This is a genomic window from Neisseria shayeganii 871 (assembly GCF_000226875.1).
GTDB classification, from domain to species: domain Bacteria; phylum Pseudomonadota; class Gammaproteobacteria; order Burkholderiales; family Neisseriaceae; genus Eikenella; species Eikenella shayeganii.
In genome coordinates, this window is record NZ_JH164926.1 from 2,175,375 (window position 1) to 2,186,408 (window position 11,034).

An 11,034-nucleotide genomic window follows, 5' to 3' on the forward strand; every position below is an offset into this window, starting at 1 on the left:
GCAAAGGTCTCAGCTTGGTTTTGTGCAGCACGGTAGGAGGGTTTTCAGGTAGCCTGAGACCTTTGCAAAACCCCCATCAGCGGCGCATTTCTGCGTTGTGCGTTTATGCCCTATGGGTACTGCTCGCTCACTTGCCTATCGTGTGATATGTCTTTCCCACGGGGATTCCTGCGTTCACGCTCGCTGTGCTGCTACGCCTTGAACTGCATCCACATCTGGGGGTTTTGCAAGGGTCTCAGCCTCAAACCGCAAACCGCCGGTTTACCGGCCGCTGACTCAATAGCTATCCCAATGCAGCCAGGCTTGGTCAAAGCGCCGCGCGGCCAAATCCTCGCGGGCGATGAAGAACCGGCCGATGCCGCCGTCGCCCCACATCACGCTGCCGTATTCGCCGTCCACTTCCTGGCTGTCGAGCTGGAACAGGAGCACGTCGTCTTTGCCTGCACGCGGGTCGTCTTGGATGAAATAGGGATAGCCCATGAGATGGTTTTCGTTTTGCAGGGCGACCTCGACGAAATGGCGTTTTGCCGCCTCATCGAGTGCCAGCCCCTGTGCCCAGTCATAGAACGATTGGCCGAAGATGGCAGTAAATTCATCATGTTCGGCAAACGGATAGTGTTCGGCAAGTGTGGCCTGCACCGCGTATTCGCCCGCCACCGGGTGATACCATTGCGGCGGAGCGTTGTCCCAACCCATGGCATCTGCGCTGATTTCGCGGGCAATGGCCTGCGCTGCCGGATTGACCTTGCCCTGTTGCGCCAGATGCAAATAGCTGCGGCTGCCGCTGCTGATCTGCACCAGCAGCGCCGCTTTGCTTTGCGGGGGCTCGGCGAGAAGTTGCGCGCGTTCTTCCGCCCATAAGCGCGCCAGTTCGCCATCCTGCTCTGCCGCCACAAAGGCATCGTTTTCTTTCAGGTAGCCTGTCAAAAGCGCCGCAACTTCTGCCTCCTCATCTTCTTCTGCCAAGTCGAAGGCTTCTTCAAACGCGGAAAATTGTTTCAATAATTCCCCCACCGACGCCAGCGGATGCGCATCTTCGCCCAGCTCATACACCTGATCAAAATTGCGCACGGCATCCAGCGCGCTGGCCGGGGCTTCGCCTTCGGCAACAAAGCCTTGCGCCGCGAAACGGGTGGTCAGGCGCTCCATGCGCTCGGCGAGCATCTGCTGCTCCCGCGCCATAATCTCTTGCTGGCGGGCGAAATCGGCTTCGGCAAAGGTCTGGCGCATATGCTGCATCAGGGTGTCGATATGCCCTTCCAGCACCTGATCGAGATCAGCGGCGCTCATCACCCGCGCGGCATGCGCTTCGGCGACGATGGCATCGATATTGGCTCGCAACGCGGGCAAGGCCTCGCGCCACAGGTCGGCGAGTTTGTCATTGCCATAAAAATCAATCAATTCCTGCTGCATTTGCCAATCGACTTCCAGCACTGCGCGCGGATCGTGCTGCCAGTATTGGCGCCAGCGCAAATCGCCGGTGGTGAACATTTGCCGGGTCAGCACCTGGTGCATGTGCACGCTGTGTTCAATCTCCGCTTCGTCCATCTCGCTTTCTGCAAGCGTCCAATACATGCTGGCGGGATGATCGGTGAGACGAGTCGCCACATATTCCGCGGTTTGCGGCAGCGCTTCCTCAAGCGCATAGGTAATGGCGGACCAATCGGCGGGGGCACCGTCTTCTGCTTCGTTGATGCTGAGCACGATGTCGGCAAGTGCGGGCAGCGCCGCCTTTTCCTGTTGCCACAGGCGGGTGAGCTCGGCGTCATTGCCCTTGGCCACCGCTTTCTCGTGGCGCGCCAGCCATTCGGCAAGCATCACTTCCGCTTCGCTTTGCCAGCGCGCCTGGAAGACAAGCTGTTCTTGGGAAAGCGCTTCGGACTCAGGTTCGGGAAAGGCGTACTCGGGGAACCTCTCGCGCTGCTGATGAGCCGTCAGCGAGGGCGCGCTGGCGTCGGCAAAATAGACGGCGCGATAGCCGCTTTCCTCGTCCATACCGTAATGCCAATGGAAGGGATTGATATAAAAAGCCAGTATGCCTTCGTGCGGCAAATCGGGATGCGGCGGCAATTCGCCCAAATTGAATTGCGCCAGCAGCGACAACGGCTGTCCGTTTTCATTCTCCGGATAAGGCTGGTTTGCCGGCCAATAACCGAAGCCGCCGACGCGCGAGGCGGTGAGCGGCAAATCCTCTGTGGCACGGGTGAGTGTGAGCGAGAGCACGGGGCGGGCTTGTTGCACCAGCTTGGCGATAAAATCGGCGGGCAAATGGGCTTGCAGGCGCTCGAGCATGGTTTTCTCCTGTGTTTATTTCCTATTGTTCAGTCTGTTTTGGTGGGAAATGATGCAGTTGGCTGACTGAGGTGGAAACCATTATGCCATTGATGCTGGAGCAAATAGCGAATTTTCACCGGAGCGCTTCGAGTATCGTTCTATCTGTATGGGCCATGCCGGCGGCGGTTTCCCGGTGCAGAAAGCCCAACGGCCCCGCAGAATATGGTGTTGTTTTCTGCGGGGCCGTTGGCCAAGGTGGTGCTCTGGTTTTTATTTGTGCGCTGACGGGCGGTGAACTTACCTCAGTCTGCTGGATTGTGTCTGGTGCAGGCCAAGCGGCTTTTCAGGTGGCCTCCAGTTCAATGAGGGCGTGCCTTAAGGCGCATCCGGCTGCTGTTCGGGGGCGGCCTGGATAAAGGCGGGGTGCCGGGCGGCGGTTTCGGCAATGCGGCAGATGCGGGGATAGGCGGATAAGTCGATTTGGAAACGGCGGGCGTTATACACCTGGGGAATCAGACAACAATCGGCCAGCGTGGGCGTGTCGCCGAAACAGTAGGCGCCGCTGTCGCTGAGCGAGGCTTCCAAGGCGGTGAAGCCTTTGTGCACCCAATGTGCGTACCAAGCCTGTTTGTGCGCGTCGTCCCAACCTTGTTGCACGAGGTATTGCAGCACGCGCGTATTGTTCAACGGATGGATGTCGCAGGCGATGTGCTGGGCGAAGGCGCGCACGCGGGCGCGTTGCAGCGGGTCGGCCGGCAGCAGGGGCGGCTCGGGGTGGGTTTCTTCCAAGTATTCGATGATGGCCAGCGACTGTGCCAACACGGCGCCGTCTGCGGTCTGCCAAGCCGGCACCAGCTGTTGCGGATTGAGGGCGGTATAGGCGGGCAGCCGCTGTTCGCCGCCTTGGTTGAGCAGGTGGACGGGCACGCTGCGGTAAGTGAGGTTTTTCAGCGCCAAGGCAATCCGCACGCGGTAGGCGGCAGAGCTGCGGAAATAGGTGTAGAGCGTATCCATATTCAGGTAGCCTTCGTTGATGCGGGGGAAGCGCTGCTATTTCAGCAGAAATACACTTATCGGTAAAACAGTTTTTTGGGCGGTATTCATCGGCAAGATTGATAAATGGCCGCGCCGCCGCTATGCTGGACACCGAAAGGAACCGACCATGCACATCACCTTGCGCCAACTGCGTGCTTTTATTGCCGTTACCCAAACCGGCAGCTTCACCCAAGCGGCCGAATCGCTGCATCTGACCCAATCCGCCCTCAGCGGGCTGATTAAGGAGCTGGAAAACCACCTCGACGTGCGCCTGTTCGACCGCACCACCCGCCAGCTTTCCCTCTCCGCCATGGGTGCGCAGATTTATCCGATGGCCAGCCGCATCGTGCACGATGTAGACGCCATGCTCACCGAAATCGGCTACCTGAAAGACCTGCACCGGGGCGCGGTAAAGATTGCCGTTTCGCAACAGCTGGCCTCTTCGCTGATGCCTGCGGTGATGGCCGGCTTTGCTGCCGAACACGGCGACATCCGAGTGGGGCTGGAAGATTGTCCGGTGGAGCGGGTGCTCGACAGCGTGCGCACCGGCGAAGTGGATTTCGGCATCGGGCCTGAGCGTGAAAACAGCAGCGACATCCAAGCCGAGCGGCTGTTTTCGCTGCCGTTTTATTTGGTGTTGCCGGACGCACACCCGCTGGCGCGGCATCAAACAGTGCCTTGGCAAGCCTTGGTCGGCGAAACCCTGATTACCCTCAACGGCCCGTTTTCCGACTTACTGGCCGCCGAATTGGGCGGCGACATCGGCCCCGTCATCAGCGGTGCGGCCCACCGCGTCAATTTGCTCTCCACTGCCGTCAGCATGGTGCATGCCGGCCTCGGTCTCACATTGTGCCTGCCGTTTGCCGCCAACCGCATCCGTCAATACGGCTTGCAGATGCGGCCCATGTGCGCACCCGTGCTCACCCGCTCGTTCTGCCTCTACCGCCGAAAAAACCGCGCCCTCTCGCCGGCCGCGGAGCACTTCCACGATTTTCTGTGTCGCAGTCTGCGGCAGCAAACCGCCGAATGGTCGGCCTGCGGCGAAACGGTCGGGCAGTAAGCAATCAAGGTCTCAGGTTTCAGGCCGCCAATGCGTTTTCAGGTAGCTTTAAGGCTACCTGAAAACGCAACACTCGCTACAAAAAGGCGATTTTTGGCAAAAAGCAGCTGCAAACGAGTGGCCAGTTTGCCTTAGCGATCCGGCAGAAAACCGCCGCTTTGGTGCGCCCACAATTTGGCATACAGGCCGTTTTTTGCCAGCAGTTCGCTGTGGCTGCCCTCCTCCACAATCCGCCCGTGGTCGAGCACGATCAGCCGGTCCATGGCGGCGATGGTGGAGAGGCGGTGGGCGATGGCGATCACGGTTTTGTCGGCCATCATGGCGTCCAGGCTGCCCTGTATGGCCGCTTCCACTTCCGAATCCAGCGCGCTGGTGGCTTCGTCGAGCAGCAGAATCGGCGCGTCTTTCAGCATCACGCGGGCAATCGCAATGCGCTGGCGCTGGCCGCCGGAAAGTTTTACCCCGCGCTCGCCCACATGGGCGTCGTAGCCGGTGCGCCCTTTGGCGTCTTGCAGCTGCGGGATAAAACCGGCGGCTTCCGCCCGTTCGGCGGCCCGGATCATGTCCGCTTCGCCGGCCTGCGGGCGGCCGTACACAATGTTGTCGCGCACCGAGCGGTGCAGCAGGCTGGTGTCCTGGGTGACCAAGCCGATTTGCGCGCGCAGGCTTTCCTGGGTCACTTGATTGATGTTTTGCCCGTCGATGCAGATGCGTCCGCTTTGCGGCTCGTAAAAGCGCAGCAGCAAATTGATGATGGTCGATTTCCCGGCGCCGCTGCGGCCGATCAGACCCACCTTCTCGCCGGGCCGGATGCGCAGATTGAAGCCCTCCAGCAGCGGTTTGCCCGTTTCATAGGCGAAATCGAGGTTGTCAAAACAAATCTCGCCGCACGACACCTGCAAAGGCAGGGCTTGCGGGTGGTCGAGAATGGTTTGCGGCTTGGACAAAGTGTTCATGCCGTCATTGACCGTGCCGATGTTTTCAAACAGGCGGGCCGACTCCCACATAATCCATTGCGACAAGCCGTTGATGCGCAAGGCCATGGTAATCGCCACTGCAATCGCGCCGGCGCTCACCTGCCCGCGGTGCCACAGCCACAGGCCCAAAGCGGCGGTGCCCAAAATCAGCGACACATTCACCGCATAGCTGCTCACCGACAGCAGGGTAGCCAGCCGCATCTGCGCGTGCACGGTGCGCAGGAATTCCTGCATCGATTCTTTGGCATAGGCCGCTTCGCGCGCGCCGTGGGAAAACAGCTTTACCGTGGCGATGTTGGCATAGGCGTCGGTGATGCGGCCGGTCATCAGCGAGCGCGCATCCGCTTGCCGCTGCGCGGTTTTCGACAGGCGCGGAATCAGCAGCCGCACCACGGTGGCAAACGCCGCCATCCACAGCAGAAACGGCAGCAGCAACCAGCCGTCGAGCGCAAACAGAATCACGCCGGAGCTGACAAAATACACCGTCACATACACCACCATGTCCGACAGCGTCATCACCGTGTCGCGCACCGCCAATGCGGTCTGCATCACTTTGGCCGACACCCGGCCGGAAAATTCGTTTTGGTAAAACCCTAGGCTCTGGCCGAGCATCAGGCGGTGAAAGTTCCAGCGCAGGCGCATCGGAAACGCGCCCTGCAAGGTTTGCAACTGTATGCCGGAGGCCAGCAGACGCCAGCCGATGCTGAGCAGCAACACCGCCGCCATGCCGATGAGCAAGCTGCCTTTTTCCCGCCACAACTCGGCCGGCGGATATTGGTTGACCCAATCCACCAGCACGCCCATAAACTGAAACAGCAGGGCTTCGGTGATGCCGATGCCGGCCGAGAGCACGGCCAGCGCCAGCAGCCAGCCGCGCAGGCCGGCCAAATTGCTCCAGATAAAGCGCCACAAACCTTTCTCCGGGGTGACGGGGGCGGTGTCGGGATAAGGATCGATGCGGTTTTCCAACCAACTGAACAGACGTTTCAACATATTGGCATTTCTTCTGTTTGAAGGGTTTTCAGGTAGCCTGCCGCGGTAAATGCGGGCTACCTGAAAGATCGGCATACAGTGTAGCGCACGTCAGCAGGACCAATCAGAATTTTCTGCCGCGAAAGCCTGAGACCTTTGCAAACCCCCATCTGCGGCGCATTTCTGCGTTGTGCGTTTATGCCCTATGGGTACTGCTCGCTCGCTTGCCTATCTGTATGATATGTCTGTCCCACAGGGATTCCTGGCGTTCACGTTTGCTGCGCTGCTACGCCTTAAACGGCATCCACATCTGGGGGGCAAAGGTCTCAGCCTGCTTGTCTGCGCGCACGGCCTTCTGCGCTATAATGGCGTGCCTGCCGATTGTCTCTTGTGTCTTGCTTTTTGTCGATTCTGCCATGCCGCTGCGTAACCGATGGCTTTCCGCCCGCGTCTTGTCCACTTTGCCGCTGTTTTTCAGCGTCAGCGTGGCGGCGTGGGCGGTGTGGTATTGGCAGCAGCCGCAGCTGAATATGCCGCTGGTGTTGGGCATCATCGCCGGCGGTTTGGTGGATTTGGACAACCGGCTCACCGGCCGCATCAAAAACGTGGTCATCACCGTGGCCGCGTTTACCGTGTCGTCTTTGGCGGTGCAGTTGACCTTCGGCCATCCCTGGCTGTTCGGCGCAGTGATGACGGGGCTGACCTTTGTGTTCACCCTCGCCGGCGCCATCGGCCTGCGCTACCGCACCATCGCCTTCGGCACGCTGGTGGTGGCGCTCTATACTGTGCTGACCCACCACGAGCAGACGGTTTGGTATGTCAATCCGCTGCTGATTCTGTGCGGCACCCTGCTCTACAGCGCCTCCACTTTGCTGCTGCACCTGCTGTTTCCGCACCGTCCGGTGCAAAACAGCATGGCTTCGGCCTATACCGCGCTGGCCGCGTATCTGGATGCCAAATCGGTGTTTTTCGACCCCGACGAAACGGAAACGCTGGAGCAGCAGCAGATTGCCTTGGCCATGCAAAACGCCAAGGTGGTGGGCGCGTTCAACCTGGTGCGCAGCGCCCTGTTTTACCGCCTGCGCGGCCAACACCGCCATCCGCGCACCACGCGTATGCTGCATTATTATTTCGCCGCCCAAGACATTCACGAACGCATCAGTTCCAGCCATGTGGAGTACCACAGTTTTGTGGAAAATCTGCGCCACAGCGACTTGATTTTCCGCATCCAGCGGCTGCTTGAATGGCAGGCGCAAACCTGCCGCGATGTGGCCCACAGCCTGCGCCGCGACGGGCCGCTGCCCGACACCCAAAGGCTGGAGCGCGTGATGGCCGGCGTGCGCCAGTCGCTGCGCCTGCATATGGAACGCCATCCCGACAGCCGCAGCGAGCACGGCCTGCACCGGCTGTTGGACAATCTGCAAAGCGTGAACTACCAGCTCACCCATTTGGGCAATGCCGACGTGGATGCCGAATACGGCGACAACAGCGAGCGCAATCGCATTGCCGGCGAAGACGTGCGCGGCTGGCGCTCTGTGGGGCGCACCGTGGCGGCGCACCTGAGTTTCGAATCGCCGGTGTTCCGCCATGCCGTGCGTTTGGCCATGGTGGTGTCGGTGTGCATCGCGCTGATTGAAAGTCTGCATCTGCCTTTGGGCTATTGGATTCTGCTCACTGCGGTGTTTGTGTGCCAGCCCAACTATTCGGCCACCAAGTCCCGCCTCAAACAGCGGGTATTGGGCACTTTGGCCGGCGTCTTGGTGGGCTCTTTGGTGCCCTATTTCACGCCTTCGCTGGAAACCCGGCTGGCGGTGGTGGTGCTGTCGAGCACGCTGTTTTTCTTTTTCCGTACCAATAAATACAGCTACTCCACCTTTTTCATCACCATCCAGGCCGTGGTCAGCTTCAGCATTGCCGGGCTGGATGTGGCCGAAGCCCTGCCGCTGCGCCTGCTCGACACCGTGATCGGTGCCGGCATTTCCTGGCTGGCGGTGTCTTTTCTGTGGCCTGATTGGCATTATCTGGGCTTGGAGCGCACCGGCGCGCAGGCCTTGCGCAGCAGTGCAGGCTACCTGAACAGCATTCTCGACCAGCTGCGCTACGGCGGTGCCGACGACGTGGCCTACCGCAGCGTCCGCCGCCGCGCCCACGAACACGCCGCCCAGCTGAGCAGCACCTTGTCCGATATGTCGGGCGAGCCGGCCAAATACGGCGACCAACTGCAAAACGGCTTCATTCTGCTGAAAACCAACTACGCCCTTATCGGCTATATTTCCGCCCTCGGCGCCTACCGCAGCCAAATGCCGGCCGACAGCGGAGACGAAACCTTCCTGCCCGATTTTTTCCGCGCCGCCGCCCAAACCGCCGCCCTGCTGCGCCGTCTGCCCGAATTGCCGCCGGAAGACTTTGCCGGGCAGGCCGAAGTCTTGCGCGGAAGTCTGCTTGCCCTGCGGCCGGCAGACGACGAACGCCAAAACAGCATCCTCTGGCAACAGCTCAACCGCATCGCCCGCCTGCTGCCCACCGCCTATCAGGCGTTGCACGATGCCGGCCGCACAGAGAGCCCGCCACAAAATCCTTTACCCCGTTCCGATAGCATGCTTTAATCCCGCCACGAAACAGGGGTGCCGTTACCCGCGGCTGAGAGTCACCCTTAGAGCGGCCTGCCTGCTCTTACACCCGATCAAGATAATGCTTGCGTGGGGAGTTTTGCCAAGGATTCTTTCAGGTAGCCTGATGCTTCAGGCTGCTTCCCCCGCCCCGGCTCCTGTTTCCGTTACCCACCGACAGGAGCATTGTTATGGCCACCAAAACCACCGGCAACGAAGCCAGCCAACTTGAGCAGCTTTCCCACGATTTGGGCATCCAGTTTGCCTATCCCAATTCCACCAAAGTCTATTTGCAAGGCAGCCGCGCCGACATCCGCGTGCCGCTGCGCGAAATCGCCCAAGACGACACCGTCACCGACCAAGGCCGCGAGCCCAACCCGCCGATTCCGGTGTACGACACCAGCGGCGTGTACGGCGATCCCTCGGCCAAAATCGACCTCAAACAAGGCTTGCCCGACGTGCGCAGCGCTTGGATAGCTGAGCGCGGCGACACCGAAATCCTACCCGGTTTATCCAGCGAATACGGTCTCGAACGCGCCCACGACCCGAAAACCGCCCACCTGCGTTTCAACCAAATCACCCAACCGCGCCGTGCCAAAGCCGGCAAAAACGTGACCCAAATGCACTATGCCCGCCAAGGCATCATCACGCCGGAGATGGAGTTTGTCGCCCTGCGCGAGCGCATGAAAATGGAAGAAATCTGGCGCGACCCGCGTTACGCCAAAATCATCAAGCAGCACCCCGGCGAAGCCTTCGGCGCGAACCTGCCCACCCATCCCGACCAAATCACGCCCGAATTCGTGCGCAGCGAAGTGGCCGCCGGCCGCGCGATTATTCCCGCCAACATCAACCACCCCGAGTTGGAACCGATGATTATCGGCCGTAATTTCCGTGTGAAAATCAACGGCAACTTGGGCAACTCCGCCGTTACCTCTTCGCTCACCGAGGAAGTGGAAAAAATGGTGTGGTCGCTGCGCTGGGGTGCCGACACGATTATGGATTTGTCCACCGGCGCGCACATTCACGAAACGCGCGAATGGATTATCCGCAACGCGCCCGTGCCCATCGGCACCGTGCCGATTTACCAGGCGCTAGAAAAAACCGGCGGCATCGCCGAAGACCTGACCTGGGATTTGTTCCGCGATACCTTAATCGAGCAGGCCGAACAGGGCGTGGATTATTTCACCATCCATGCCGGCGTGCTGCTGCGCTATGTGCCGCTCACGGCCGAGCGCATCACCGGCATCGTGTCGCGCGGCGGTTCGATTATGGCGAAATGGTGTTTGGCGCACCATCAGGAAAACTTCCTTTACACCCATTTCGACGAAATCTGCGAAATCATGAAGGCTTACGACGTGTCGTTCAGCCTCGGCGACGGCCTGCGCCCCGGCTGCGTGGCCGATTCCAACGATGCCGCCCAGTTCGGCGAGCTGCACACGTTGGGCGAACTGACCGCCAAAGCGTGGCAGCACGACGTGCAAGTAATGATCGAAGGCCCCGGCCATGTGCCGCTGCAACGCGTGAAACAAAACATGACCGAAGAGCTGCAACACTGCTTTGAAGCGCCGTTCTACACGCTCGGCCCCTTGGTGACCGACATCGCTCCGGGTTACGACCACATCACTTCCGGCATCGGCGCGGCCAATATCGGCTGGTACGGCACGGCCATGCTGTGTTACGTCACCCCGAAAGAGCATTTGGGCCTGCCCGACAAAGAAGACGTGCGCACCGGCATCATCACCTACAAGCTGGCCGCCCACGCCGCCGACCTGGCCAAAGGCTGGCCGGGCGCACAGTTGCGCGACAACGCCTTATCGAAAGCCCGCTTTGAATTCCGCTGGCGCGACCAGTTCCGCCTCGGCCTCGACCCCGAACGCGCCGAAAGCTATCACGACGCCACCCTGCCGGCCGAAGGCGCGAAAATCGCCCACTTCTGCTCGATGTGCGGCCCCAAATTCTGCTCGATGAAAATCACGCAGGAAGTGCGCGACTACGCCGCCGCGCAAAAAGGCATGGCAGAAAAAGCGATTGAGTTTGTGAAAACCGGCGCCAAGATTTACAGCTAAAGCGGCTGCCGAACAGCCAACAGGCTACCTGAAAACGTTAG

General features: G+C 60.3%; 6 protein-coding genes and 1 pseudogene. 4 read left to right on the forward strand and 3 right to left on the reverse strand.

The genetic code is table 11. The annotated features are described in order from the left end of the window. Window positions 1–276: 276 nt before the first annotated feature. Together HMPREF9371_RS10055 and maiA are read right to left on the reverse strand one after the other, a co-directional pair. Window positions 277–2,292, reverse strand: a complete 2,016-nt coding sequence (locus HMPREF9371_RS10055; RefSeq protein ID WP_040660495.1) for a DUF1963 domain-containing protein — start codon at window positions 2,290–2,292, stop codon at window positions 277–279. Between the two features lie 357 nt (window positions 2,293–2,649). After that, entirely contained in the window at window positions 2,650–3,288 is a 639-nt protein-coding gene (gene maiA, locus HMPREF9371_RS10060; RefSeq protein ID WP_009120019.1) for a maleylacetoacetate isomerase, read from the reverse strand. Between the two features lie 148 nt (window positions 3,289–3,436). Between maiA and HMPREF9371_RS10065 the strand changes: the two genes are divergently transcribed. Then, window positions 3,437–4,369, forward strand: a complete 933-nt coding sequence (locus HMPREF9371_RS10065) for a LysR family transcriptional regulator (protein WP_040660497.1) — start codon at window positions 3,437–3,439, stop codon at window positions 4,367–4,369. Between the two features lie 131 nt (window positions 4,370–4,500). Here the strand turns inward: HMPREF9371_RS10065 and HMPREF9371_RS10070 are convergent, their stop codons facing one another. Further along, a complete protein-coding gene (locus tag HMPREF9371_RS10070; RefSeq protein ID WP_040660500.1) occupies window positions 4,501–6,339 on the reverse strand; it encodes an ABC transporter ATP-binding protein in 1,839 nt (612 codons plus the stop codon). 108 nt (window positions 6,340–6,447) lie between these two features. Here HMPREF9371_RS10070 and HMPREF9371_RS14060 point away from each other — a divergent pair. The 3 genes and pseudogenes from HMPREF9371_RS14060 to thiC form a co-directional block, all read left to right on the forward strand. After that, window positions 6,448–6,631 (forward strand): annotated as a pseudogene (locus HMPREF9371_RS14060) (hypothetical protein); the annotation flags it as partial. Window positions 6,632–6,734: 103 nt separating this feature from the next. Next, entirely contained in the window at window positions 6,735–8,924 is a 2,190-nt protein-coding gene (gene yccS / locus HMPREF9371_RS10075; protein ID WP_040660502.1) for a YccS family putative transporter, read from the forward strand. 194 nt (window positions 8,925–9,118) lie between these two features. Then, window positions 9,119–10,993 carry a phosphomethylpyrimidine synthase ThiC gene (gene thiC / locus HMPREF9371_RS10080; protein WP_009120024.1) on the forward strand — a complete coding sequence of 625 codons (1,875 nt, stop codon included), beginning with the start codon at window positions 9,119–9,121 and terminating at the stop codon, window positions 10,991–10,993. Window positions 10,994–11,034: the final 41 nt, after the last annotated feature.